The organism is Subdoligranulum variabile (assembly GCF_025152575.1).
Taxonomy (GTDB): Bacteria; Bacillota; Clostridia; order Oscillospirales; family Ruminococcaceae; genus Gemmiger; species Gemmiger variabilis.
Map to the genome: position 1 here is coordinate 3,215,090 of NZ_CP102293.1, position 23,694 is coordinate 3,238,783.

Consider the following 23,694-nt stretch of genomic DNA (forward strand, 5'->3'; position numbering starts at 1 on the left):
GTATCATTATGCCGTTAAATCTGGAACAGATCAAAAAGAGCGAAGAGATCAACAGCTATATACGTAAGGCCGATGAAAGTCTGTCTGCGCTCGGCTATACAGAGCACAGCTACGCCCACGCAGGGCGAGTTTCTGCGTTGGCCAGCGAAATCCTTCGTACGCTTGGATACGAGGAAAGAACGGCGGAGTTGGCCGCTATTGCCGGTTGGATGCACGATATCGGCAACATCATCAACCGGCACGACCACGCACAGAGCGGCGCGATTATGGCATTCCGGATTCTCGACAAGATGGGCGCCGCCCCGGATGAGGTTGCGACTGTCATCACGGCGATCGGCAACCATGACGAAGGAACCGCCTATCCTGTCAACGCGGTAGCGGCGGCCCTCATTTAGCGGATAAGACCGACGTACGTACTAACCGTGTCCGCAATCAGGATCCAAACACCTTCGATATTTATGATCGCGTGAATTATGCGGTAAAAGAGAGCCAAGTGATTGTCAACGGCGGCACGATTCTGTTGCGCTTGAGAATCGACACCACCTCCTGTGCCTTGATGGATTATTTTGAAATTTTTCTGGATCGCATGCGGTTGTGCCGTGAGGTTGCCAAGGTGTTGGGCCAGACCTTCGCCCTGGAGATCAACGGACAAAAGATGATCTGATTCACAAAAGAGCTTGCTGCGTAATGCAACAAGCTCTTTTTTCTCAGAACCGGGCATAATCCCGCCAATATCGTACAGCTGTTTTCCAGGCTCCATCATTCTTCACAATCGTTTTCAAAAGATCCGGCCAAAAGGAAAAGTCGCTCCATTGCGACGGAATCAACCAGCCGGGAAGGGCGTGGAGCAGCACGGGCAGTGCCAGCGCCCCACCCGTTGCCAGGAAAAACCATAATACGTTCCGGGCAAAAATCCCCCAGGAGATACTCATGCGAATCCATGCAATCAGCAACACAGCCACCGTAAGAATCCCCGGCAGCCAGCAAAGAAACTGCACAATCATGACGCGCTGAGGACCGTAGTAAATCCACTGGGGTGCAGGCAGCCCTGCGGATGTACGCCACTGTTCCACATCGGCCATAGGCGTATCTTTGGACACACCGCGCAGCTCTGCACAGGTCAGTCGCTGCCGGGACGGATAAAGCACAACTTTGTCCTCTGCGGAAAATACCCCTGTGATTTCATAAAATTCTCCCGCCAGCTCGATTTGCAAGCCTTCCATCCAGACACTGCCATATATCGATTGTACCAATCCATCAGAAATCGAACATGTTTTCCCCGTGCTGCCGGGAGCACCTCCACGAAGATACCGTGCCGGCAGACAATCCGCCGCTTCTCCGCAAAATCCAATACAAGTTACGTCGTCTTCCCAGCGTCCATCGCCGGCCTTGACCATTGCCGTATTCTGTCCCCAGAAGCTGGCATATATACGGGAATCATGATCGGCATCGCTTTGGTAAGCGGTCACTGCCTGCATTTCCTCTTCTGTGAGGGCCTCCGCGAAGCGCAAACTGGTTGTAGCGTATAAACGCTCCTGCTCGGCAGCATACCGCCACAGAAAAAGTGAAACCAACGCGGCTCCAAACAGCCATAGAGCCGGCCAACTCCGACGGGATGCGGGCGACAACGCAGGACACTCAGAATTTCTCATCGACCTTCACCCGATCTCCCTCCTGTACGGGCTTACTGCTGGCCACAACGACCTGCGCCTGCGAATCCAGCGCTCCGGAAACCGCCTGCGTTGAGTCTCCGCTGTCAATGGTCGACACGGACACTCTGCGCAACACATACTGCAGCCCTAAAACAGTATTTTTTTCTTCCATGACCAGCACATAGTTTCCTTCCTGATCCTGATGGACTGCGCTCGCTGGAAGAACAAGGTCCTGCCGGCTGCTCTGTGTTATGGCACTCACCTGTGCTGCACCGGCAGACCATGCCCCCCGCGGCAAGGTAGCGGTTGCCGTAACATTGCCTGCGCTATCCGCGTCAGAAAGACGTTGTACGGCGGCATCGCCGCTCGCTTTATTCTGACTTACATGTAAAATGGTTCCAACGGTGATTAACCGCAAACAAGCAAAACTGAAGGCCGGAATTTTTCCACGCCCGAAGGGTAGGCGGAGGAAAAGCGATGCGCCCAGGGACATTGTTGCAGAGCAGGCTTACGAGATCCGACGTCTGCGAATGGAGAATGAATTGCTGCGGGATTTTCTGCGATCCACAGAAAGGAAGTGAGAGCAAAAGTAAAATACGCAGTAATCTAGAGCACCACCGGGAGGAGTATCCTGTGCTTGCTATGTGCCGATTCTTTGCAGTGTCCAGAAGCGGCTATTACACCTTTGTCAAACGAATGAATCGACCGGAAAGGGATGCAGCTCTTGCCGAAGCAATCTGGCAGCAGCAGAAAAAATGCTTTCATACCTACGGTTGCCGACGGATGTGGCAGTGGCTGAAAGACAGCAAAGGAACTTACCACAATCCCAAGACGATTTTGCGTGTCATGAAGAAATATGGCCTGCTGGCCGAGATTCGCCGCCGCAAAAGGTGGCAGCGGATGGGTGAGCAACTGCACAAATATGAAAATCTACTGAACCGGGATTTTCATGCCGAAACACCAAACAGCAAATGGGTAACGGATATTTCCTATATTAAAACCAAGCAAGGGGTGTTGTAGCTGTCTATGATCCGAGATCTGTACGACAACAGCATTGTAGCCTACAAGACTGGAACGGAGCAAAGCGTGAATCTGGTTCTGGATACTATCCGCCAGGCAGTCCTCAGGAGAAAAGAAGAAGGTCGCTGCAGACTTGCACCTCCACAGCGACCAGGGTGCTCAGTACGCCTCACAAGCATATTTTGAGCTGACTCAACAATACGGCATCACACCTTCGATGTCAAGACGTGAGACCCCATATGACAATGCAATGGCGGAAAATTTCTTCTCTATCCTCAAAACAGAATGCATCTACCGCCACAAACCGGCGACTCTTTCTGAAGCCAAAGAGATGATTGACCGATACATCTATTTTTACAACCACGAGCGCATCCAAAGCAAAACAGGAGTGGCGCCGCTGACGTTGCGCCACTCCTGCTAAAACTGAATATTCCTGCACCGGGAGCTTTTTTTGTGCTGTCTGCACAATCTGGGGCGGTTCATCTTCTGCCTGGGGCTTTCCTTATGTTCATTTACATCGTCGTCACGGCCTGAAAGACTACCTTTGCCGTGCCGGTGCCAAGCGCTTGTTGCAACCCTCCCGGGGTAGCAACTCGGCCAATCCGTGTATATCGATAAGAAGTAGAAAAATTCTCATAAAACAAAACAACGCAGTCTGTCCCATAGAGCATGAGATCGCCGGCTCGAATAGAGGAAACCGCCTGAGCCTTGGCAGGGAGCTCTTCCTGCAGATAGATGTACTTTTCGTTACCATTCAATTCCTGCATTGTGACTTGCAAGGGAAGAAGTTCCGCAAATGCTTGTGCGGTATCATTTTCATACAGATCCACTGTATAAACGGATTCGCCTACTCGGATTTCAATCTGCTGCACTTTTACTGTATCCCCTTCCCGCTGCATCTGTTCATAGGCAGCTGTTTCACCTTTGCGTTGCAAAACGGCCTGTGAAGCTACTGCTTCGCTCCTCTGAAATAGCCAACCAATCAGCAGAACTGCAGCTATACCCAACGAAACCAAACACTCAAATAAGGGTCTTGCCTGTTTCATAAGCCTGCTTCATAGCCGGATGTTGGGAAACCTCCCCGGGCTCGGTAACACCTCCGGCAAAAATCGTCCCGGCGAGGGAAGCTTTTTCAAAACAATCGACCCAACCTTGCAGACCACGCGCGCTTCCTTCTACGGTAGACGGATCGTCTTCCGCCGCGCTGGCCAGCAGATATACTGTGCGGAATGCGTACTCGCGGGAATACAGCGGATTGCAGCGATCAAGCAAGGTTTTCAGCTGTCCGGAAAGCCCGTAATAATAGACCGACGAAGCAAAAGCCACTACATCAGCCTGGCAGATTTTATCGGCGATGGCAACGGCATCATCGTTCACTACGCATTTGCAGGTCTTCTGGCAAGCCAGACATCCACGGCAAAAGGCAATGGTCTTTTCTTTGAGACTGATCACTTCTACAGAATGCCCTGCATCGCGGGCACCGCGGGCAAAAACTTCTGCCAGTGCATCGGAATTGCTGCCGGCGCGCAAGCTGCTGGTTATGACCACCACATTCTTAGGCATGTTTGGTTGCCCCCTTTTCGTCTGCATTTCGAGCATTTTTCTGTGTGCCGATGAGAATCTTTCCCTGTGAATGCGGATCGTCCCGAATAATCTCCCCTACAGCAGGCAGAAAAATGTGCCCTGCCAGCGGATTCTTGACGCTCAGCACCGGTGTGGTGATTTCAGCCTCCACTTCGGATTTTTCGAAGCAGAGATCCGTATCCACCATCTCGCAATCAATCAAAGTTAGGTTTTTGCAGTAACAGAACGGTTGGGTGCCAATGATCTTGCAGTGTTCCAGTGTCAATCCATCGGAATACCACCCAAGATATTCCCCTTTAATAATGCTGTTCCGCACTGTCACATTCTTCCCGTGCCAGAAGGCGTCCTTTGTTTCGAAGCGACAATCACTGAATACCGCATTCTCAATATATTGGAAAGAATATTTTCCCTGGAAATTTACCCGTTCTAATTCAATGTTGCGGGCTCTCAGCAGAAAATACTCACTTTGCGCAGTGCAATCCTGCATATGGATTCCATCGGCAGACCATCCGAACTCCGGCGAATCAATATCGCACCGGAACAGCGACACATCCATGCATTCCCGCACAGCTTTGATACCATGCAGTTTTGTATTCTTGATTTGAACATGGCTGGAATACCACAAAGCAGCGCGGCAGAGCGGTGTCAGTTCGCTGTCCTGGATGCATAGCTGTTCATCATGCCAGAATGGATAGCGCAGGTTCATAAAGCAATGCTCCACCTGTACATTCCGACTTTCCTTGAGTGCACTCTCTCCGTCCGCGGGGCCATCAAAGCGACAGTTCCGCACAAGAATGCCGTCGCTTCCGTAAAGCGCCCGCTCCTCATCAAAGGTTCGATTTTCCAAAAGGACCATTCTAACGCTTCCCCTCTCCATTCCTTACGCAAAAACCTTACGGAAGAATTCTGTAATCTCATCAAAGGGAATCACATCCATCCGATCATATAGATCGGTATGTACCGCCCCGGGAATCAGTAACAATTGTTTGTTGTCCTTGTAAGGATTGTGCCGCATCATATTGGCAAAGGCATCCTTGGTAAAATAGCAGGAATGTGCTTTTTCACCGTGAATCATCAAAACTGCACTGCGGATCTCATTGCTGTAGCGCAGAATAGGCTGGTTCATAAACGACATACACCCGATGACATTCCAGCCACCGTTGGAGTTCAGGGAACGTGCATGGTACCCACGGGGCGTTTTATAGTAATCGTAATAATCCTTTACGAAAAATGGCGCATTTTCCGGAAGCGGATCCACAACACCGCCCCCCAGTGCGTACGTTCCATTCCGATAATCCTCGGTACGTTGTCTATTCAGGGCCTGCCGCTTGGCATAACGGGCCTCTGCAGAATCCTCGCTGTCAAAATACCCATTGGCATTGACGCGGGCCATGTCGTACATGGTGGAGGTCACGGTAGCCTTCACACGGGTATCTAGAGCCGCCGTATTCAAGGCCATACCGCCCCATCCACAGATGCCGATAATCCCAATTCTGTCGGGGTCTGCCTGATCCAGCGTCGAAAGATAGTCTACTGCCGCCTGGAAATCCTCGGTATTGATATCCGGAGACGCCATATAGCGCGGTTCACCGCCGCTTTCTCCCGTAAAGGAGGGATCAAATGCCAGCGTCACAAAGCCGCGAGCTGCCATCGTCTGGGCATACAATCCTGAGGATTGTTCTTTGACGGCGCCAAAGGGACCGCAAACAGCAATGGCAGGCAGCCGGGCCTCTGCTGCCTGCTTGGGGGTGTAAAGATCTCCCACCAGCTCAATTCCATATCGATTATGAAAAACCACCTTGCGGTGATTTACCCGTTCATTTTCAGGAAATGTTTTATCCCATTCCTGGGTCACAATCGTTGCTTTTTGCATGATTCACGCCTCCGTTGTTCTTCGTCTTCCTGCTGCATAGTGTAAACCAGATGATCCAGACAATCGATTTTATACTGAATCCGGTGCAGTTTTTGCAGCAGCATTGATTTTTGGCAGGAGAGCAGCCGATATTGTTCCCGCCGGCATTGCCGTTGTTCCAGATCCAGATATTGCGTCACCACAGGCAATCCACATCCGGCATCTTTTAAATTTCGTCGGATGCGAAACGCATGTTCCTCGCTGATTTCTTTCATACGGCTCCCCCCTCTCTTTCTGGTTTTATTGTAGTTCTCTTTTTGATAAAGAGCAAATACTTGTTTTTTCTTTCATGATATGCTTGCAGAGCATTTCATGAAAGAGTATACTATAATCAGGAAAGGAGGACGCCTGTACGATGGAAATCAGAGTTTTGCGCTATTTTTTGGCTGTGGCACGGGAAGAAAGTATTACCGCTGCCGCCAACTTCCTTCACCTGACACAGCCGACATTATCCAGGCAAATTCACGATTTGGAAGAGGAACTGGGGCAACAACTCCTAATCCGCAAAAGTCATCGCGTGGCACTGACTCCGGAAGGAATGCTGCTTCGCAAGCGCGCTGAAGAGATTCTCTCTATGGTTGACAAGACCGAATCGGAGTTCCGCTCTCTCGAAACTACCATCAGTGGTGACGTTTATATCGGCAGCGGCGAGACGCAAGCCGTTCGTCAGATTGCAAGAATCATCCGGCAGCTGCAGCAGGACTATCCAGACATTCATTACCATATGCACAGCGGCAACGCACAAGATATCACCGATCGCCTGGATAACGGATTACTGGATTTTGGCGTCCTGATTCAGCCTGCGGATATCACCAAGTACGATTCTCTTGTGCTGCCCGACAAGGATGTATGGGGTGTCATCATGCGCAAGGACAGCCCATTGGCCGCCAAACAATCCGTATGTAAAGAAGATTTGCGTTTTCTGCCGCTGCTTTGTTCACGCCAAGCGATCTTATCGCAACGGCACGGCAACGCCTTTGCATCCTGGTTCGGCTCCGAATTCGAAAAACTCAACATTGTCTGTACGTATAATCTGATTTACAACGCCGCTATTATGGTGGAAGAGGGTATCGGGTACGCGGTAACGCTGGATCATCTGGCAAACACATCTGCCAACAGCGCGTTGTGTTTTCGTCCACTGGTTCCCCGCCTGGAATCCGGGCTCAACATTGTTTGGAAGAAGTATCAGATTTTCTCTCCTGCAGCAGAGATCTTTCTGCAGAGATTGCAGCAGGCATTTGAAGCTTGACTCTCTTAAGGAACGGGCGCCTTGCATTCAGCCAGCAGATTCTGCGATCCAATCCTTTTCAAACGACAAAAGAGACATCCCTGTCAAAGGGATGCCTCTTTTGTTTTCGGTGTTTATCCATTGTTTTTCAGAAAAACATAGGTTTCATTATCAGAGTGGTCCGGCGAAAAAACGAATTGCATCCTGTCAAACTCTTTCAACTCCTCAGGGCTTTTCACATGACGTTCGGCCATAAAGCGCACCATCTCCCCTCGTGCCATCTTGCACATAGTTGCTTTTTCCAGGATCTTCCCTGCTCGAATTTCTCCGAATATGCAGGTCACAAAACGAATGTCGTTTGAGCGATAGCGGGAAATGCACATGCTGTATTCTTTGGACGCTAAATTTACAATACAGTCCGTCTGGGCAAAAAGAGCTTTTGCAAGACAATCACCCCAGAATGCATAGATATCTTTGGCCCCTGCCACTGGCAGTTTGGCCTGCATTTCCAGACGATACGGCGTCACGCCATCAAAGGGGCGGAGCATCCCGTAAAACCCGGAAAGGATTCGCAAATGTTCCTGTACGTATGCCAGTTCCTCCTCGTTGAAAACGCCTGGTGCCATATATTGATACTGTATTCCTTCATAACTCAGGATGGCGGGAGTCAGATTTTTACGCAAATCCATCTTTTGCAAGCGTTCTACATTAAGGCGGGCCAGCGTATCGTTGCATTTCCAGACTTTTCGGATTTCTTCATAAGACATGGCTCGCATCGTTTGGCGCAGCATCTGCGTTTTGTCCAGAAAGTCCGGCAGATTCTGCCAGGGCAGGCTATCCAGGTCCACATGCATCTTTTTGGCAGGTGATAGAATGATTCTCATTTCGTCTTTTCTCCGTCATAAATGGACAGTGCTTCGAAATAAATTCTCTGACTCCCAAAACGCACTTTATTTTTTCCCTTTAAAATATTCCAGAATTTCAGCAGCGTTGGTATCGGGTTTCACTTTAGGCATTACCTTTTCGATATTTCCCTGCGGATCGATGATATAGGTCGAGCGCACTACCCCCATGCTGACCTTGCCATAGAGTTTTTTCTCTTGCCAGACACCGTAAGATTCAATCGCTTTTCGTTCAGGATCCGAAAGCAGTAGGAATGGCAGGTTATATTTTTGTGCAAATTTGAGGTGGGACGCTACAGAGTCTTTGCTGATACCAATGACGACAACATCGCTGCTTTGAAATCCTTCAAAATTCTGTGTGAATGCGCAGGCCTGACGAGTGCACCCCGGCGTATTGTCCCGAGGATAAAAATACAAGACCACATACTTACCCAAGAAATCGGCCAGGCTTACCTCCTTGCCGTTTTGATCCGACAAGGTAAAATCTGGCGCTTTTGTACCAACTTCCAACATAAATAAGGCTCCTTTCCCAGTAATGCAGTAAGTATATTCCTTCCCTGCCTCCATCGTCAAGAAAAAATCTCCGATGTTACCAATAGCGCATTCCGACATTGAAAACGCCCAGAATCAGCAGGTGGGCTGGATAATACCAGTAAAAAAATTTCTTGGCGCGAAACCGGCTTTTGGCCGTCGGATCATACAGAAAAATTCCAACGGCAGCCGCAGAGCAGAACAGGATGTTCCAGATATTTTCTGTAAAGAAAGCATAAAAAAGGATACTCCACAGAACCAAAAATAGTGCTTGATATATTTTTCCGGGCAGGATGGCAAACCCCGTAATCAAGACAATTCCAAGTAAGCCGGTGCCATAATCAGCAGGCAAACCATATGCGATCAGCAGTAGGCTACCTCCAATGCACAGCCCAATGCGTTGCTTGATCTTTCCATCATAGCGGTGTTCCAAGGCGTACAGGCAGAAAAAAGCCATCAAAAAAGTATAAAGTACATTGATATTTTGACACAAAAACCAGAATCCCTGGACTTGTACCTGAATCCCAGGAAGGAGAGCTGCCACAGCCACCAGCAGAAGGCTCCTGTCCCCTTGTTCATGGAGTATGAAATGCCAGTATACCCAAACCGCCACCATCGCAAACAGGAGATAACTTAGCATCCAATGAACTTGAATACCGTTGCCGTCCCCCATCATTCTATTGGGGGCGCAAAAGGCCATACAAAAAGGGATCTGGGATGCCACAGCCCCCCTGGTAATGTTAAGAAAATATTTCTTCCTGTCATGGGTTTTGTGCCAGCCTTGCGCCAGACAAAAAGCGAAAAGCGGAAAAGCGATCCGACCAATAGCACGGAGAATGGAAGAATCAAAAGGAAGCAAGTCCCACCCTTCTCTGCCGAACACCAGCCCCACATGGTCAATGGTCATCGCCAACAAGGCAAGGCCTTTCATCCAAAATGTAGACATCCGCAGCTCCTCTTTTCAACGATTCTTTCTGCGTGTACGCACCCACTTCTTCCAGAGCGCTTTCCGGTGGCAACATGAGTTACAGGATAATCAGAACTCGTATGTCTCCGTTTTTCTTTCAAAAAACAGGTGATACCAATCAAGATGATGCTTTTGAAACACACAAATGACAAGCAATAAAATTTTACTTTTCTCGACATAAAGTATGAACCAATTTTACCATGTTGAAACAGGGAAAACAACGGATGATGTTGCGCAGGCAGTAGAAATCCTCCAGTCGCTTCCCTTTCAGGAGGAAAAAGGCGTCTGGTGAAACTGCCCAATGTATCCGCTGTGCAGATGTGAATATTGACCAATACTTTTCCATTATCAAAGACATCTTTTGACTTATATGCACACTTACCATACAACTTTTTAATATTTTTGATAAAATTTGTTGACCTTGTTGCATTGCCATGTTACATTGGAACAAACAAACCGGCGGGAGCATCCCTGCCGAAAGCGTACGGCAATTTATCACACACCGAAAAGGAGCAACATGATGAAAAAACGTTTCCTATCCTTGGGCCTGGCCCTGACCATGAGTGCTGGCGTTTTGGCTGGCTGCAGCGGTTCTCAAAAAAGTAGCTGGAAGGTAACATGCCCCTGGGCCCCCTCCGGCGTGGCTGCAGTAGTCAGCCAGAAAGCGGCGGAAATGTCCACCAAATACTCCGACAAACTCACACTGGTCGCAGAAGCCGTTCCCGGGGATGCAGCCACCGTCAACACATGGATTGCCAATAACGACGCCAACAGCAAGGAACTGGTCTTCGTGGGCGAAGGTCTGCTTTCCATCACTTCCATTCTGGACCCCGCCAAGATGCAGTTCACTTACGACGACTTTGCCTATGTAGAAAATCTGTATTCTTCGGTTTTCGTTCTTTCCGCAGATGCTACGTTGAACGTCAAAACGCTGGAAGACTTGGAAACCTATGTGAAGGATACTTCGGAAATCAGTGTGGCGGTCAACGGGGCCACCGGTTCGGAAGCTTTTCTGGCGGCTTCCCTGTTCGGGTCTATGGGCGCTGGGGATAAACTGAAGCTGACGCCCTATCAGTCCGCCGCCGAGGCCGCCCAGGCCGTCGCCAAGGGCGAGTCCAGCTTTGCGGTTTCGCACCAGTCCCAGATTCTGGAAACTGCCCAGCAGGGTGATGTTAACGTGGTTTGTGCCTTTGATGAAAAGGCCATTGAACACGGCCCCTTCGCCGGTGTACAGGGTGTCGGGGAACACGGCTACCCCTACTTCCGCAATCGCTGCTTTGTCATGGCACGGGCGGGAACTGATGCCGACAAGGTTACCGAGCTGAAGGAACTGTATGACGAGATCCTGTCCGATGAAGAGGTCAAGACTTGGCTGCAGGATACCATGCTGCTGGAAGTGGATCCCATGTCCCAGGAGGATGTGGAACAGCACATTGAGAATGTAAAGAACATCGTCAACGAATACAAGGACATTGTTGCCGGCTGACAAGAATTTCATACGGGGATGGGCCCGGGGGTTGCCCTGCCCATCCCCTTCTTATTTCTGTGTTTGGCCGTCCAAGAAAAGGAGGTTGCCGGATGAAAGACTCTCTGGCACAACTGCACGCCCGGCTGGATAGCTGGGGGGCGAAGCTGAGCAAAAAGGAAATTCGGATCCCGGTTGATTTAACAGTGGGCATCCTCTTTTCCGCCTTTGCACTCTTCATTCTTTTCATTATGCCGCAGCAAGTGGTCATTTCCGAAAAAGATGTGGTCAATGGCCGCGCTTTTCCCTCTCTGCTCATGTGGGTCATGCTGATTTGCTGCGCGCTGTTGGTCTTCAAAGAGTTGTACAAACTGATCACCAAACAACCTATGAATTGGAAAACCCTCAACCTGTGGGTAGAGCTGAAAGCTCTGGCTATTCTGGGTATCCTTTTGATTTTCTACCTTCTCTGCCGATTGACAAATCTGTTTGTGGTGGGCGCTGTTTTCTGCGCACTGGGTTTTCTCGTTTATTTCCGTTGCAAAAAGCCCACCTATTACGCCATTACCCTCACGCTTGCCATAGGTATTTGGGCATTGTTCCGTTTTGCCCTTGGCGTTGACTTCTAAGCCGGAAAGGAGACCATTTCAATGCTTCAATATATTGCTCCCGCTACCGGCTTGCTGTTTACGCTGGAAAACATCCTCTGGATCAACATCGGCGTATTTGTCGGTTCCGTATTCGCCGCAATTCCCGGCTTGAGCGTTATCCTCTGCGTAATTCTCTTTTTGCCGGTCACGTACACCATGTCGGCTATTCCTGGCATGATGTTCCTGCTGGGCATCTATTGCGCCGGCGGTTATGGCGGAAGTGTGTCGGCAATTTTGATCAACACCCCCGGTACGCCCCACGCCGCCGCTACCATGCTGGATGGTCACCCCCTTTCTCAGAAAGGGCGCACCAAGGCTGCTTTGAAAATCGCCCTTTACGCTTCCACTTTCGGCGGCGTCTTCTCGGCCCTCATGCTGCTTTTCCTGGGGCCACAGGTTGCCAAGGTAGCTGCCCAGCTTGGAACTCCCGAGTATTTCATGGTCTGCGTCTTCGGCCTCACCATCATTGCCGGTGTTTCCGGAAAAAGCATGATCCGCGGCATTATTTCCGCCTGTCTCGGTCTTTTGATTGCCTGCATCGGTTCCGATCCCATGACCAGTTATGACCGATTTACCTTCGGCGTGCCCCGTCTGTACCTGGGATTGGATCTGGCTGTCTGTTTGATCGGTTTGTTCGCCCTTGTGGAAATTCTCTCCAAAGCAGAAAAGTGTCTCAGCGAACTGCATATGGATACCCGGAAAATCAAGGACGACGGCAAAATTACTAAAGATGAGTACAGGCGGATGATTCGTCCGGTTTTGATATCCTCCCTTATTGGCTCCATGGTGGGAATCATCCCTGGCACCGGTGCTTCGGAGGCATCCTGGTTCAGCTACAGCCAGACAAAAAACCTATCCAAACACCCGGAAGAATTCGGGCACGGTTCGGTGGAAGGCATTGCCGCTGCCGAAGCGGCCAATAATGCCGTCACCGGTGCCACCCTGATTCCGCTGCTGACCCTGGGCATTCCCGGCGATGGTACCGTTGCCCTGATGCTGTCCGCCCTGATGATCAACGGCCTGAACCCTGGACTCTCTCTTTTCACCACGGATGGCGACATCATGTACGCTATTATGCTGGGGTTGATTCTGGTAAACTTGTTCATGCTGATACAGGGCCGATTCCTTACCTCTTTGTTCGCCAAAGTGGTTTCCATCCCCCAGGCTATCCTGACCCCAGTGATTGTCATTTTCTGCTTTGCCGGCGCCTACTCCGTAAACAACAACTACTTTGACGTGGGCGTGGCCTTGGTCTTTGCCGTGCTGGCCTGGGTGCTGCGCAAACTGGATATGCCCCCGGTTCCCATCCTGCTGGGCCTGGTACTGGGTAACATGACCGAAACCAACTTCCGCCGTGCCCTGCTGATTTCCAACGGCGACCCGTCCATCTTCTTCAGCAGTGTTTATTGCCTGATTTTCCTTGCCCTGATTGTGGTTGCCGTGGCGACCATCGTGCGTGGCAAGCTTATCGATCAAAAGAAGGCCCGCTCTGTGGCTGCGGCCGCCCCCAAGGAGGATTGACCCCATGCCCCACAATATTATTTTTTACTTCAGTGACCAACAGCGTTGGGACACCTGTGGATGCTTTGGCCAACCGCTGAACATCACCCCTCACCTGGACCAACTCGCCCGGGAAGGCGTCAAGTTCGACAACGCCTTTTCCCCTCAGCCGGTCTGCGGCCCCTGCCGAGCCCTGTTTCAGACTGGGAAATATCCCACAGAGACCGGCTGTTTCCGCAACAACATTATGCTCCCCTCTCATATCAAAACCTTGGCAAACTATATTGAAGACGCCGGTTATGAAACCGCCTACATCGGGAAATGGCATTTGGCCAGTGACGGGGAACTGGAAAAAGCTCCTACCATCGACCACACCATCACCGCTGTGCCCCGGGAATTACGGGGCGGCTATACTGGATATTGGCGTGCTGCCGACGTGCTGGAGTTTACCTCCCACGGGTACGATGGGTATGTCTTTGACGAAAACAACCGCCGCATCGATTTCAAGGGCTACCGAGCCGATTGTATCAACGACATGGCCCTGGAGTTTTTGGATGTCTACGACGGTAAGAAACCTTTCTTCATGACGGTATCTCAGATTGAGCCACACCATCAGAACGACCACAACCACTATGAGGGCCCACATGGTTCCAAAGAACGCTTTGCCAATTTTGTTCTTCCTCATGATTTGGAGGTATTGGGCGGCAATGCGGCCGAAGAGTATCCTGACTATCTGGGACAGTGCGCCAGCCTGGACGAAAACCTGGGCCGTTTGATTGCCAAACTGAAGGAAAAGGGCCTGTACGAAAACACCGTTATTATTTATGCTTCTGATCACGGCTCTCATTTCAAAACACGCAACACCGATAATCATCTTAACGGGTACGACGATTATAAGCGAAGCTGTCACGATGGCGCTCTCCATGTACCGTTGGTCATTGCCGGGGGTCCCTACCGGGGTGGTGTATCCGTGGAGGAACTAGTCAGCACCGAGAGCCTGCCCAAGACCATTCTGGCCTTGGCCGGTGTGAATGTGGGTAATGCCATGATTGGAGAGAACCTGCTTGACGTGGTACAAAAAAAGACCGATAATAGATCCAACCAGGTATTTGCACAGATTTCGGAGAGCCGTGTAGGCCGCTGCGTGCGTACCCCGGAGTATTTGTATTCTGTGTACGCTCCCGGCGTCAACGGCGGAGAAGTAGCCGCAGCAGATACCTATGCAGACGATTTTCTCTATGATCTGAAAGTGGATCCCTGGCAGCTTCAGAATGTGGTGCGGGATTCCCGCTATACGGCCATCAAACGGGATCTGCGGAGCCGCTTGCTGGACTGGATCGAGAGCGCGGAAGGTTATCGTCCCACGATTTTGGACGAGGAGTAATGGCGTATGGGAGCTTCGGACAAAAAGTCACAGCAGGTGTATCGATGGCTGCTGGCATATATTGATGAGAACAAGTTTTCCAACACCCAGAAGCTCCCATCCGAAAATGCTTTGTGCCGACGGCTGGGGACAAGCCGTGAAACGGTGCGTACCGCTCTGGATCAGCTTCTGCAGGAGGGGCTGATCCGCAAAATCCGTGGCAGTGGTACCTACTTCAACAAGGACGCTGCCATGTCCCGAGATCTTGGTAGCGCCGGTGCCCCCTGGAAAATCGGTCTTATTTTGCAGGGGCAGGACACCGATGCCAACACCGAACTGATAGAGGGTGTCAAAAGCGTATTGTTTCCTGACCAGGTTGAACTGCGCGTCTTTTTGACGGATAACAAATTTTCCAATGAGCGACGCTGTCTGCAAACAGTTATGCGTCAGAATTTTCAAGGATTTATTGTAGACGGCGTCAAAGCCAGTCTGCTCAACCCCAATATGGATTGTTACCAGGAATTGCAGCGCAAGCGTATCCCGGTTATTTTCTACAATAATTATTACAAAACGTTGCGCTATCCCCGGGTCACCGTCAACGATACGCTCTGTGCCGACCGTTTGATTCACTTGCTCATCCAGGCCGGTCACCGGCATATTGCCGGCATCTTTGTGTACGACAATTACCAAAGTATTGCAAAGTTTCAGGGAATGGCCATGGCGCTCCAAAAATCCGGCGTGGAATTCCAGGACGACTACATCAAGTGGTGCGTTTCCAACGAAGCACATGATCAAAGCTTTACTCGTGCCATTGAAAAGTTCCTGAAAGGCCTGCCCAAGTGCACTGCCATTGTATGCTGCAACTATATGATCTACAAACTGGTGCGTCAAGTGCTGGACAGCAAAGGCAAACGGATACCGGAAGACTATTCCCTGGTATGCTTTGACTACTCTGGCAATGACTGGGAAGAAGAAGGAATCACCTGTTCGGTGCATCAGGGATATACCATCGGCAGCAAGGTTGCGTCACAACTGATGAAGATGATTCATCGCCGGGATTATGAGCAATACGATTATTCCCTGGTTTTGCAGCCTACCATCCATGTGGGTACCTCAATTCAAGATCTCACCTCCCCCAAAACATAAAAAGGAAGTGGCTCACCGATTAAAATCGGCGGGCCGCTTCCTTTTTTGCTGAAACAGAACAGCATTATAAACGATTCTTTTCTCCCCATTCACACATCTGGTCCAGAATGGGAATCAAAGATTGTCCTCGCAAGGTCAGGCTGTACTCCACCTTGGGCGGAATCTGGGGATATTCCTCTCGATGCACCAACTGGTCGGTTTCCAATTCTTTCAGGGTTGCACTCAGTGTTTTATAGGAAATGGCGCCGATATATTTTTTCATTTCATTAAAGCGCACCACACCGAAAGTCATCAGGGTATACAGGATGGTCATCTTATACTTGCCCTGAATCAGTGACAAAGTATAACTGAATCCTGTATCAGCCAAATTGGCGGTTGCAATACATATCTGATATTTCTGTGGATCCATGGCACACTCTCCTTTAGGTAAGTATTGTACGTAAATGTGCGTACTTGTCAAATTTCCAGTTCTTGCTATGATTGTAAGAGAACGATCACAAAAAGTCAAATTCATTCCAACAGGAGGTTTATTATGAGCAAGAAGATTGTTGTAATTACCGGCAGTCCCCGTAAATCCGGAAACAGTTTTGCCATGACGGACAGTTTTATCCAGGCAGCTCAGGCCAAAGGCCATACGGTAACCCGCTTTGATGCGGCCATGATGCAAATCGACGGTTGCCGCGCCTGCGAGACCTGCTTCAAAACCGGGAAAGCCTGTTCTTTTGATGACGATTTCAATCTTATTGCTCCGGCGATACTGGAAGCGGATGTTCTTGTCTTCACTATGCCGGTCTACTGGTATTCCATCCCTTCCCAAATCAAGGGTGTGATTGATCGGCTCTATTCCCTGGTGGTTGGTGGCAAAAATATCGCCGGCAAGGAATGTGCCTTGATTGCCTGCTGCGAGGAGGAAGAGCCCTCCGTTCTGGATGGCGTGCGTATTCCTATGGAACGCACCGCCGCCCTGAACCAGTGGAAGATGGTGGGTGAAGTGCTGGTTCCGGGTGTTCTGAAGTTGGGTGACATTGACAAAACCGACGGTTGCCAGCAGGCCGCCGCCTTGGCAGACAACCTTTGAATTTTAGGAAACAGTAAATGAAACGAATTGTCATTACTGAGATATCCCTTCGTTTGATTACTTCCCCTGAGGCGTAACCCTCACAGAAAACGAAAGGCCTTGCGGTGAGAGATTTTCTTTCTCCGCAAGGCTTTTTATCGTTTCGGCCTTCCTAAGCCGGAGGCAGAATGTTGTTTACTTTTCGATCTTCTGGTTGCCCGTTGACCATACATGCGCATCTTTTGCTGCCGTTGCGGTGTTCTGAGCCATCACACCCACCAGATTATGCGGCAGATAGGCTTCTTCCAGATATCCGACTTCTTCCGGCGTCAGAATGAGCCCCGTCGCTTTGGCAGCCCCTTCCACATGGTGGAACTTGGTGGCGCCCACAACAGGGGCTGTCACCTTGGTCAGCAGCCATGCCAGAGAGATTTCCGTCATGGTCGCGCCCCTTTTTTTCGCCAGCTCTGCCACCCGACGGATAATGACACCATCCTGCTGTGCCGTGGCATCATATTTGAACTTGGCGTAACTGTCCTCTTCCAGACGTCTGGACGTTTCGCCAGGATGCTTGGAAAGCCGCCCGCCGGCCAGAGCGCTGTAGGGCGTCATGGCGATATTGTCCTCGGCGCAGAGCTTGGCCATCTCCCGCTCTTCCTCTCGGAAAATCAGGTTGTAATGCCCTTGAACAGAAATGAATTTGGCAAAGCCCTCTTTTTCCGCCAACGCATTGGCCTTGGCCAACTGGTAGGCAAAACAATTAGAGATACCAATATATCGAACTTTTCCTGCCTTCACCACACGGTTCAGACCGTCCATAATGTCATAGAGCGGCGTTTGGTAATCCCACATATGGTAAATATACAGATCGATATGATCCATTCCCAGATTTTTCAGGCTGGTATTGACCATTCGCTCAATATGTTGCTGCCCCGAAATGCCATTCTGAATCTCTTCCTGCGTACGGGGCAGGAACTTAGTGGCCAATACCACATCCTCCCGCCGGGCAAAAGCACGCAGGGCTCTGCCCACATACTGTTCACTGGTACCGCTCTGATATGCAATGATTGATTCCCAGTTCCAGGCCATGCCTGATGATTTCACGGGAATGCCTCTCGTCCAGCGTCCAACTGTGCTGACCACGTTTGGCATCTCCAAAACCCATACAGCCCATACAAATACGGGAGACATTCAAATCCGAATTTCCCAGTTTTGTGTATTGCATATCATTGCCCTCTTTTCAGATTGTCAAGCCGGATTTCAACCAACTTGCTTATGGAGGATTGCTGTTTTTCAATCCACGGGTTCAAGATTTCCCCCAACTTCCGATCACACCCATCCGCACCGCGTCAGACTGGAATGCGCGGGAAATTTGGTGCGTGACGCCGGAGCAGGAAATGATCAAGGCTTACCGCTGCACAGCAGATACTTTACCCAAGTTCCTCGTATGATCCTCGTGCTTACTATAAAAACAAAGTTTTCTTGCAGGGATTTATATAACATTTAGTCCAGCTTGCCAAACGACATACATTTGCCCAGGACATCTCCTGTGGCCAAATATTCGTAGGTTGGCATCTCAAACAGAACCGGCTTGAGAAGATGGTAGTTGATTTTTCCGGTTTCTGTCAAAATGTTTTCTTCCGCATAGGTTCGTTCAACCTTGCAGATAAAAGACTCAAAGCCTTCCGTTACATAAGTATCCACCACCTCGCATTCCATGACCACCGGAGCCTGAGCAATCATCGGTACTCCGGCATCGTCCACAGTGCAGTCAAAGAGTTGGGACTTGTCCGCCTTGGCCCCGCTGATGCAGCCTGCCCGGTCCGCCTTGGCCAACAGAAGTTCATCCACGATATTTATGGATAACTTTCCCGTTTCTTTGATTCCCTGATTGGTGTAATGCAGTTTTGCCAGGCTGACCATAACACGATCATGGCCAATGATCCCTACATGCCCCACCAGAGCCCAATTCGGTTTTCCATGCACCATCGTTCCCACCACGACCAGCGGTGTAGGATAAAGAGCCAGCGCATTTCCAATTTGTTTCTTCATAGTAAGAATCCTCCCGATTCATATGTTTTATATTGCTTCCACTTACTGCTGTACCGATTTATGAGGGGCGCTCTTTCCCGGTTTGTCTGGTAGGATCTAGGCGCATTTTCCTCAGCAGGTGGCCGCCGTAGTGGGAAAGAAACATGCAGGATCCCGCCATGGCAAGATAATCCAGATAAAACAGTGGCACAGGCTCCTCGAAATCCAGAAAAACGAATTGTGTCTGTACCAACATATAGGTCAACAGATTTCGTTTTGCAAAAACCGTAAGGCCGTAAAGGGCAATGGACGCACTCATCAGGCGTAGCACCGCACTGCGTTTCGGGGATGCTTTCCCTATCCGGAGCTCTTTTCTTGCAACACCGATGAAAATGTCCCAATGCATTCCAAGATGCAGTGCCATGACGACAAATCCCCAGTAAGAAGACGCCATATGAAGCAATCGCGCCATCGCAGTTCCCCCCTGAAGATGTAAAAAGGCAAAAACATGGTTGGACAGCAGGATTCCACTGATCATCAGGCAAATCATAGCGGACAACACGGCAAAATCCAAAAGAATCTGCGCCATGCGAAACAGGGTGCAGGGGCCGCTGAAAAGCGTCTTATACCAATTCCAATTGAGGATGTGATGAACGATAAAGAGGACAAACATGGCTGCCCCCACCCATTCGTGGGCAAGATTTCCCCAAAACTGATATCCCATCAAAAAAAGCAACGCCAGGCTCATCAACGCATCCACAAGCATTTTTATATGTGCTTTTGGTTTCACAATCTTGCCCTCCTTTCTTGGTTTACCTGTTCAACGCCAACTCCTCCAGCCACGAAGTGATGTGGGCCTGTTCATCCTCCAGCTCACTTTCTGTAAGAGCCAGGCCTTCCAGCATCGTTGCACCGACTGCACTCTCCTCCATACCAGCCAGACTTCTGCCGAAACCGCCGCTGGCGCTGGTATTGAATGGAATCAGCGTTTTGCCGGTAAAATCGTACGATTCCAGAAAGGTGTAGACCGCCATAGGGGCATCACTCCACCAGTTAGGATAGCCTACAAAAACCGTATCGTAGCTGTCCCAGTTTTCCACCTGCCCGTTCAGTTCGGGACGAGCCTCTTCGCTTTGCTCCTGCTGAGCAATATCCAAAAGTTCGTTATAATCATCGGTGTAAGGCACCGCCGTTGCAATCTCAAAGAGGTTTCCGCCGGTTTCCTGTGCAATGAGTTCCGCCATCCTGCGGGTATTGCCAGACCAGGAGAAATACGCCACCAGCGTACCGCCGGGCTTCACCGATTCAGAGGAGGCCGCATCGTGAGCAGATTCCGGGATCGCGTCGGATGCAGGCTCTTCCGCTGGAGCCGAAGAAAGCGACGCAGAAACGGCCGGAGCTTGTGAAGCGGAATTTTCCTCGGAACCGGTATTTTGCTCCCCACAGGCAACGAGTGAAACCATTAGCAACACAGCAAACAAAACAGACAGTGTTTTTTTCATAAGATTCTCTCCTTTCCTACCAGACTCAAAGGCAACACAGGTTTTCTCCGCCTTGCTTTTGAATTCCGGCGGTCAACGGTCCGACCCGAAGAAACATGGCACGGAATCACTCCTACAGAATCACGGCAGTCGCTTCCCCAACTCATAGGCCTGCTGGGGATAGGAGGAGAGCTTCGTTGTGGACGGTGTTCCACACCCATACCCTAATACCATACCCATATCCTCCAGATTCAGATAACGCACCAAAGTCTTATAATGGGCCTCCAGCGCTTCAAACGTCCAGCTATCCGCATTCCAGGCTGCGGTAAGAAGTGCAGATTTCATTCCTTTCTGCTGGATGGAACTGTTGAAAGCACAAAAACGGTCGATCATCGCTTTCAGCTGGGCAGACATGCCATAATAATACAGCGGCGTCACAAACACCATCATATCAGCGTCCAGGATTTTAGGGCGAATGGACTCCACATCGTCCTTTTGGATGCAGGGCCCTTCATACCGCAGGAAGACTTTGTCGCTGTATTCCTTTCCCGCATTTTCTACCAGGTCATACACTGTTTTGGTATTCTCGTAGGTAATCATCTGTTTCCTCCTGAATGTATCATACCGTGTACCCAATTGTCTGTTTGACCATCTGTTCATTTTTTCTCAATCTTGCGCCTTTTTTTCGAGGCGCTACCGTTGAGTATACCACACAAAACCGCAAATGTCCTTTAACAAATGTACAAATTATTGAATTGTGATCAATTTTTGGAAGATTACAAAAAATTTACCTAAATAATTTGAATATTATTCTGCAGGTTCCACAAAAATTTCAGCTGCCAAAAAATCCTCTGGCCCTGTATTTTGCAGAAAGACCGCACAGGCAGCAAAAAGCCCAGGCCGTAGCCTGGGCTTTTGAAAAGTGGAATCGGTTGTTGGGTCAATTCTTGGCAGTTTCGGGCATCCGGCCCAGCTGGGTGTTGTCGGCAGTCCGGTCCGCCAGGGCGGGGACGGGGTGCTTTTTGGTCTGGTAGCGGTAGTCTTCCCCATTTTTCTCCTGGTAGGACCAAATGATTTTGTGGCTGGGCACCGCCTCGGGGCCACCCTTGTTGACCGCCTCCTGGTACCGGAAGAAGGGAGAATCCGGAGCAATCTGATCAACAGGCAGATAGTCTTCCCCGCCGGCGGTGAGCTCCACCGTGTTTTTCAGCACCTTGCGTACATAGTCTATCTGGGGCTCGAACCGGAGTAATTCCGGGAACTCTCCCTGGGGCAGCACTTCCTGCCACTCCTTGTCCTCATACTTTTGTAGCAGCTTGGCCGCTTTGTGCAGGTGCCCCACTTCCATGTCAAAATACCGTTCCCATATCTTTTTCACATGGTCGTCGGTCTCGGTCTCAAAGCAGGACCAGTACAGGTAACACTCATTGTACTCGTGGAGCAGCAGATTTTCCAGCCAGGTGCAGCTGGGATCCATGAGAGCCCCGTACTGAGTGACGTGCTCTTCCTCCACCATGCCGATTTCCTGGTACAGTCGGCGGCCCAGATCGTTGGGGTAAAAGGCCCCCAGGTTCATATAGTAGTTCATGGTCTGCTGTTCGGCAGCGGTGATAATGCAGGTATCCAGCATGGTGAGCAGATCCGCCTTCTTGAAATTGCAGGCCCGGCGAACGCTGTCCACGGGATGGCGGTGATGGGCGATGGTAGGCCGCCCGGGCATGATTTCGGTGTAGCCGCCCACCAGGCGCTCTGCCTGAATGCCCTGCTCCATTTCCAACAGGTCCGCATACCGGTATAGGTGGTCAAAGTCCTCCAACAGAGCAAAGTTCAGGGCCTTCACCACATAAGGGTCTGGATCCCGTTGGGCCAGAATAGCGGTCAGGTCCACCGCCAGCTGTTCGTAGGTGATGGTGGTCTCCAGCTGGGTCTCGTCGGCAGGCTTCAGGTAGGCAAGCTGATGTTGTTGCTGCTGCTCCTGCCGCCGGGCCACCGCCAGTTCCCGGCGCAGATCGTTGTCCGTGCAGTGGCGGTGGAACTGATGACCGAACCATACCGCCTCATACTCTGCCCCGGTCATCAGGATGATGCGAACTTTGGTATAGGCATCGGTCTCGTCCTTGCAGTAAGCTTTGGGGTACAGGCTTTTCCAGCTCTGGAACTCCCCCGCTTTCCGAGATGGCTTCTCTTCAAAAGGATTCATACCCTGTTCCTCCCTGTTGTTTTTCCATCCGTATTATAGACAACAGGGAGCGAATTATGCAGCGACGCAATACAGCATCGCTATGCGGAAGGTGGTCTTTCTTTGGCCGGATCAGCCGGATTCAATGGTAGCTTTATCAGCGTAGGTGGGCAGGCAAAACTCCCGCTGCCGCCCTTCTACGTCTGTTTCGGACGACGTCTTGCCGCCTTTCCGCTCAAAGAAACAGTTCACAGTCCTTGCGCTCGGAGCACACCTTTTTCAGCATCAGGCCCGCCGCCGACAGCAGAAGCGGATTAACTCTTCGGGCCCCCTGCGGGCATACGGCGACACAACGCATGCAGGAGATACATGCCTTTTCATCCACCTTTGTGGGATCCTCCTTATGGATGGCCTGTACCGGACATTCCGCGGCACAAACACCGCAGCGGTTGCACGCCTTGGTGGCCTTGGGCACCATGCCGGCACCTCCGGCTTTTTTGTAGGGACGGTTGCCTGGAAGGTCCGGTTCCGACAAGTCGTCTGCAGAAAGTTTTGCCTGGATTTTTTCGCCAAAAGCGGCAAGCTGTGCTGCATCCTGTGCATCGGGCCGGCCGGCGGCAAACTGCCGGGCGATGGAGTGTTCCGCCACCGCCGCCACGGCGGCAATCACCCGGAAACCGGCTTTTTGGGCTGCATCTTCCAGCTCCACCAGGGTATCCTCATAAGCGCGGTTGCCATACACGCAGACCAGCACCGCCCGCGCGCCCTGGCCGTGCATCGCTGTCAGCCGTTCCACGGCCACTGCCGGAACACGACCGCCGTAGGACGGCACCGCTATGAGTGCTACATCCTCCTGCGTCAGGCGAATGGCGGAAAAATCCTGTTTGCTGTCCGTGAGGTCAATGGCGGCTGCTTCCCCGGCCAGTGCCTTTGTCAGCAAGACCGCCACCTTCTGTGTCCCTCCCGTGGGACTGAACACGATGTTATAGAGTTTCATCTTATAGAGTTTCATCGCAAAAATCCTCC

Annotated in this window: 28 protein-coding genes and 1 pseudogene; 11 read left to right on the plus strand and 18 right to left on the minus strand. The window is 50.8% G+C overall.

All coding sequences use genetic code 11. The annotated features are described in order from the left end of the window. Window positions 1-8: 8 nt before the first annotated feature. Together NQ490_RS15475 and NQ490_RS15480 are read left to right on the plus strand one after the other, a co-directional pair. Window positions 9-395: an HD domain-containing protein gene (locus NQ490_RS15475; RefSeq protein WP_007046290.1), complete on the plus strand. Its 387-nt coding sequence runs from the start codon at window positions 9-11 to the stop codon at window positions 393-395. Between the two features lie 98 nt (window positions 396-493). Continuing rightward, on the plus strand, window positions 494-664 hold the full coding sequence (locus NQ490_RS15480; protein WP_341271062.1) for a hypothetical protein: 171 nt from the start codon (window positions 494-496) through the stop codon (window positions 662-664). 43 nt (window positions 665-707) lie between these two features. On the opposite strand, the gene NQ490_RS15205 is transcribed toward NQ490_RS15480, so the two are convergent. Together NQ490_RS15205 and NQ490_RS15210 are read right to left on the minus strand one after the other, a co-directional pair. Then, complete coding sequence (locus NQ490_RS15205) at window positions 708-1,478, minus strand: hypothetical protein (RefSeq protein WP_147644653.1); 771 nt, start codon at window positions 1,476-1,478, stop codon at window positions 708-710. 160 nt (window positions 1,479-1,638) lie between these two features. Next, entirely contained in the window at window positions 1,639-1,833 is a 195-nt protein-coding gene (locus NQ490_RS15210; RefSeq protein WP_147644652.1) for a hypothetical protein, read from the minus strand. A 461-nt stretch (window positions 1,834-2,294) separates the two neighbouring features. Between NQ490_RS15210 and NQ490_RS15215 the strand changes: the two genes are divergently transcribed. Together NQ490_RS15215 and NQ490_RS15220 are read left to right on the plus strand one after the other, a co-directional pair. Continuing rightward, window positions 2,295-2,672, plus strand: coding sequence for an IS3 family transposase (locus NQ490_RS15215; RefSeq protein WP_242655001.1), 378 nt, complete (start codon window positions 2,295-2,297; stop codon window positions 2,670-2,672). A 133-nt stretch (window positions 2,673-2,805) separates the two neighbouring features. Further along, on the plus strand, window positions 2,806-3,093 hold the full coding sequence (locus NQ490_RS15220) for an IS3 family transposase (RefSeq protein ID WP_187118496.1): 288 nt from the start codon (window positions 2,806-2,808) through the stop codon (window positions 3,091-3,093). Window positions 3,094-3,184: 91 nt separating this feature from the next. Here NQ490_RS15220 and NQ490_RS15225 read toward each other — a convergent pair whose 3' ends face one another. Genes NQ490_RS15225 through NQ490_RS15245 form a run of 5 tightly spaced genes read right to left on the minus strand, consistent with a single transcriptional unit; the run spans window position 3,185 to window position 6,383 of the window. Next, window positions 3,185-3,718, minus strand: a complete 534-nt coding sequence (locus NQ490_RS15225; protein ID WP_007046284.1) for a cyclophilin-like fold protein — start codon at window positions 3,716-3,718, stop codon at window positions 3,185-3,187. After that, on the minus strand, window positions 3,693-4,235 hold the full coding sequence (locus NQ490_RS15230; protein ID WP_007046283.1) for a flavodoxin family protein: 543 nt from the start codon (window positions 4,233-4,235) through the stop codon (window positions 3,693-3,695). Before NQ490_RS15230 ends, NQ490_RS15225 begins: the two co-directional genes overlap by 26 nt. Continuing rightward, window positions 4,228-5,112, minus strand: a complete 885-nt coding sequence (locus NQ490_RS15235; RefSeq protein ID WP_050764672.1) for a DUF3737 family protein — start codon at window positions 5,110-5,112, stop codon at window positions 4,228-4,230. The genes NQ490_RS15230 and NQ490_RS15235 overlap by 8 nt, the downstream gene beginning before the upstream one ends. 24 nt (window positions 5,113-5,136) lie before the next feature. Next, complete coding sequence (locus NQ490_RS15240; RefSeq protein WP_007046281.1) at window positions 5,137-6,129, minus strand: alpha/beta hydrolase; 993 nt, start codon at window positions 6,127-6,129, stop codon at window positions 5,137-5,139. Further along, window positions 6,108-6,383 (minus strand): hypothetical protein, encoded by a 276-nt coding sequence (locus NQ490_RS15245; RefSeq protein WP_007046280.1) that lies wholly within the window; start codon window positions 6,381-6,383, stop codon window positions 6,108-6,110. The genes NQ490_RS15240 and NQ490_RS15245 overlap by 22 nt, the downstream gene beginning before the upstream one ends. A 140-nt stretch (window positions 6,384-6,523) precedes the next feature. Between NQ490_RS15245 and NQ490_RS15250 the strand changes: the two genes are divergently transcribed. After that, window positions 6,524-7,417, plus strand: coding sequence for a LysR family transcriptional regulator (locus tag NQ490_RS15250; protein ID WP_007046279.1), 894 nt, complete (start codon window positions 6,524-6,526; stop codon window positions 7,415-7,417). Window positions 7,418-7,530: 113 nt separating this feature from the next. On the opposite strand, the gene yaaA is transcribed toward NQ490_RS15250, so the two are convergent. From yaaA to NQ490_RS15265, 3 genes are all read right to left on the minus strand, one after another. After that, window positions 7,531-8,280 carry a peroxide stress protein YaaA gene (gene yaaA, locus NQ490_RS15255; RefSeq protein ID WP_007046278.1) on the minus strand — a complete coding sequence of 250 codons (750 nt, stop codon included), beginning with the start codon at window positions 8,278-8,280 and terminating at the stop codon, window positions 7,531-7,533. 66 nt (window positions 8,281-8,346) lie between these two features. Further along, on the minus strand, window positions 8,347-8,811 hold the full coding sequence (bcp, locus tag NQ490_RS15260; protein WP_040917545.1) for a thioredoxin-dependent thiol peroxidase: 465 nt from the start codon (window positions 8,809-8,811) through the stop codon (window positions 8,347-8,349). 76 nt (window positions 8,812-8,887) lie between these two features. Beyond that, window positions 8,888-9,775, minus strand: a complete 888-nt coding sequence (locus NQ490_RS15265; protein WP_007046276.1) for a TraX family protein — start codon at window positions 9,773-9,775, stop codon at window positions 8,888-8,890. 538 nt (window positions 9,776-10,313) lie between these two features. On the opposite strand from NQ490_RS15265, the gene NQ490_RS15270 reads away from it, so the two are divergent. The 5 genes from NQ490_RS15270 (at window position 10,314) to NQ490_RS15290 (ending at window position 15,920) form a co-directional block, all read left to right on the plus strand. Continuing rightward, complete coding sequence (locus tag NQ490_RS15270; RefSeq protein WP_007046274.1) at window positions 10,314-11,282, plus strand: tripartite tricarboxylate transporter substrate-binding protein; 969 nt, start codon at window positions 10,314-10,316, stop codon at window positions 11,280-11,282. Window positions 11,283-11,374: 92 nt separating this feature from the next. Next, window positions 11,375-11,890 carry a tripartite tricarboxylate transporter TctB family protein gene (locus tag NQ490_RS15275; RefSeq protein ID WP_007046273.1) on the plus strand — a complete coding sequence of 172 codons (516 nt, stop codon included), beginning with the start codon at window positions 11,375-11,377 and terminating at the stop codon, window positions 11,888-11,890. Window positions 11,891-11,911: 21 nt separating this feature from the next. Continuing rightward, window positions 11,912-13,432: a tripartite tricarboxylate transporter permease gene (locus NQ490_RS15280; RefSeq protein ID WP_007046272.1), complete on the plus strand. Its 1,521-nt coding sequence runs from the start codon at window positions 11,912-11,914 to the stop codon at window positions 13,430-13,432. 4 nt (window positions 13,433-13,436) lie between these two features. Next, window positions 13,437-14,795: a sulfatase-like hydrolase/transferase gene (locus tag NQ490_RS15285; protein ID WP_007046271.1), complete on the plus strand. Its 1,359-nt coding sequence runs from the start codon at window positions 13,437-13,439 to the stop codon at window positions 14,793-14,795. Between the two features lie 6 nt (window positions 14,796-14,801). Then, the gene (locus NQ490_RS15290; RefSeq protein ID WP_007046270.1) at window positions 14,802-15,920 is read left to right on the plus strand and encodes a GntR family transcriptional regulator; all 1,119 of its coding nucleotides are present in this window, start codon (window positions 14,802-14,804) and stop codon (window positions 15,918-15,920) included. A 64-nt stretch (window positions 15,921-15,984) separates the two neighbouring features. On the opposite strand, the gene NQ490_RS15295 is transcribed toward NQ490_RS15290, so the two are convergent. Next, window positions 15,985-16,329 (minus strand): winged helix-turn-helix transcriptional regulator, encoded by a 345-nt coding sequence (locus NQ490_RS15295; protein WP_007046269.1) that lies wholly within the window; start codon window positions 16,327-16,329, stop codon window positions 15,985-15,987. A gap of 123 nt (window positions 16,330-16,452) precedes the next feature. Between NQ490_RS15295 and NQ490_RS15300 the strand changes: the two genes are divergently transcribed. Next, complete coding sequence (locus NQ490_RS15300; protein WP_007046268.1) at window positions 16,453-16,998, plus strand: flavodoxin family protein; 546 nt, start codon at window positions 16,453-16,455, stop codon at window positions 16,996-16,998. 174 nt (window positions 16,999-17,172) lie between these two features. Here the strand turns inward: NQ490_RS15300 and NQ490_RS15305 are convergent. From NQ490_RS15305 to NQ490_RS15335, 7 genes and pseudogenes are all read right to left on the minus strand, one after another. Further along, a pseudogene (locus tag NQ490_RS15305) lies at window positions 17,173-18,202 on the minus strand (aldo/keto reductase). A gap of 278 nt (window positions 18,203-18,480) precedes the next feature. Then, window positions 18,481-19,029: a flavin reductase family protein gene (locus tag NQ490_RS15310; protein ID WP_007046264.1), complete on the minus strand. Its 549-nt coding sequence runs from the start codon at window positions 19,027-19,029 to the stop codon at window positions 18,481-18,483. A gap of 58 nt (window positions 19,030-19,087) precedes the next feature. After that, window positions 19,088-19,798, minus strand: coding sequence for a DUF4405 domain-containing protein (locus tag NQ490_RS15315; RefSeq protein ID WP_040917541.1), 711 nt, complete (start codon window positions 19,796-19,798; stop codon window positions 19,088-19,090). A 22-nt stretch (window positions 19,799-19,820) separates the two neighbouring features. Further along, window positions 19,821-20,510 (minus strand): flavodoxin, encoded by a 690-nt coding sequence (locus NQ490_RS15320; protein WP_007046262.1) that lies wholly within the window; start codon window positions 20,508-20,510, stop codon window positions 19,821-19,823. A 120-nt stretch (window positions 20,511-20,630) separates the two neighbouring features. Next, window positions 20,631-21,089, minus strand: coding sequence for a flavodoxin family protein (locus NQ490_RS15325; RefSeq protein WP_007046261.1), 459 nt, complete (start codon window positions 21,087-21,089; stop codon window positions 20,631-20,633). 340 nt (window positions 21,090-21,429) lie between these two features. Beyond that, window positions 21,430-22,689, minus strand: a complete 1,260-nt coding sequence (locus NQ490_RS15330) for a hypothetical protein (RefSeq protein WP_007046259.1) — start codon at window positions 22,687-22,689, stop codon at window positions 21,430-21,432. Between the two features lie 214 nt (window positions 22,690-22,903). Beyond that, window positions 22,904-23,680 (minus strand): 4Fe-4S binding protein, encoded by a 777-nt coding sequence (locus NQ490_RS15335; protein ID WP_007046257.1) that lies wholly within the window; start codon window positions 23,678-23,680, stop codon window positions 22,904-22,906. Between the last annotated feature and the right edge of the window lie 14 nt (window positions 23,681-23,694).

What these genes read in the sequence shown, in the direction of transcription:
- NQ490_RS15475 (WP_007046290.1), top strand. Translation starts at nt 9, where the DNA reads ATGCCGTTAAATCTGGAACAGATCAAAAAGAGCGAAGAGATCAACAGC.
- NQ490_RS15205 (WP_147644653.1), bottom strand. Translation starts at nt 1,478, where the DNA reads ATGCAGGCAGTGACCGCTTACCAAAGCGATGCCGATCATGATTCCCGT.
- NQ490_RS15215 (WP_242655001.1), top strand. Translation starts at nt 2,295, where the DNA reads ATGTGCCGATTCTTTGCAGTGTCCAGAAGCGGCTATTACACCTTTGTC.
- NQ490_RS15225 (WP_007046284.1), bottom strand. Translation starts at nt 3,718, where the DNA reads ATGAAACAGGCAAGACCCTTATTTGAGTGTTTGGTTTCGTTGGGTATA.
- NQ490_RS15230 (WP_007046283.1), bottom strand. Translation starts at nt 4,235, where the DNA reads ATGCCTAAGAATGTGGTGGTCATAACCAGCAGCTTGCGCGCCGGCAGC.
- NQ490_RS15235 (WP_050764672.1), bottom strand. Translation starts at nt 5,112, where the DNA reads ATGGTCCTTTTGGAAAATCGAACCTTTGATGAGGAGCGGGCGCTTTAC.
- NQ490_RS15240 (WP_007046281.1), bottom strand. Translation starts at nt 6,129, where the DNA reads ATGCAAAAAGCAACGATTGTGACCCAGGAATGGGATAAAACATTTCCT.
- NQ490_RS15245 (WP_007046280.1), bottom strand. Translation starts at nt 6,383, where the DNA reads ATGAAAGAAATCAGCGAGGAACATGCGTTTCGCATCCGACGAAATTTA.
- NQ490_RS15250 (WP_007046279.1), top strand. Translation starts at nt 6,524, where the DNA reads ATGGAAATCAGAGTTTTGCGCTATTTTTTGGCTGTGGCACGGGAAGAA.
- yaaA (WP_007046278.1), bottom strand. Translation starts at nt 8,280, where the DNA reads ATGAGAATCATTCTATCACCTGCCAAAAAGATGCATGTGGACCTGGAT.
- bcp (WP_040917545.1), bottom strand. Translation starts at nt 8,811, where the DNA reads ATGTTGGAAGTTGGTACAAAAGCGCCAGATTTTACCTTGTCGGATCAA.
- NQ490_RS15265 (WP_007046276.1), bottom strand. Translation starts at nt 9,775, where the DNA reads ATGTCTACATTTTGGATGAAAGGCCTTGCCTTGTTGGCGATGACCATT.
- NQ490_RS15270 (WP_007046274.1), top strand. Translation starts at nt 10,314, where the DNA reads ATGATGAAAAAACGTTTCCTATCCTTGGGCCTGGCCCTGACCATGAGT.
- NQ490_RS15275 (WP_007046273.1), top strand. Translation starts at nt 11,375, where the DNA reads ATGAAAGACTCTCTGGCACAACTGCACGCCCGGCTGGATAGCTGGGGG.
- NQ490_RS15280 (WP_007046272.1), top strand. Translation starts at nt 11,912, where the DNA reads ATGCTTCAATATATTGCTCCCGCTACCGGCTTGCTGTTTACGCTGGAA.
- NQ490_RS15285 (WP_007046271.1), top strand. Translation starts at nt 13,437, where the DNA reads ATGCCCCACAATATTATTTTTTACTTCAGTGACCAACAGCGTTGGGAC.
- NQ490_RS15290 (WP_007046270.1), top strand. Translation starts at nt 14,802, where the DNA reads ATGGGAGCTTCGGACAAAAAGTCACAGCAGGTGTATCGATGGCTGCTG.
- NQ490_RS15295 (WP_007046269.1), bottom strand. Translation starts at nt 16,329, where the DNA reads ATGGATCCACAGAAATATCAGATATGTATTGCAACCGCCAATTTGGCT.
- NQ490_RS15300 (WP_007046268.1), top strand. Translation starts at nt 16,453, where the DNA reads ATGAGCAAGAAGATTGTTGTAATTACCGGCAGTCCCCGTAAATCCGGA.
- NQ490_RS15310 (WP_007046264.1), bottom strand. Translation starts at nt 19,029, where the DNA reads ATGAAGAAACAAATTGGAAATGCGCTGGCTCTTTATCCTACACCGCTG.
- NQ490_RS15320 (WP_007046262.1), bottom strand. Translation starts at nt 20,510, where the DNA reads ATGAAAAAAACACTGTCTGTTTTGTTTGCTGTGTTGCTAATGGTTTCA.
- NQ490_RS15325 (WP_007046261.1), bottom strand. Translation starts at nt 21,089, where the DNA reads ATGATTACCTACGAGAATACCAAAACAGTGTATGACCTGGTAGAAAAT.
- NQ490_RS15330 (WP_007046259.1), bottom strand. Translation starts at nt 22,689, where the DNA reads ATGAATCCTTTTGAAGAGAAGCCATCTCGGAAAGCGGGGGAGTTCCAG.
- NQ490_RS15335 (WP_007046257.1), bottom strand. Translation starts at nt 23,680, where the DNA reads ATGAAACTCTATAAGATGAAACTCTATAACATCGTGTTCAGTCCCACG.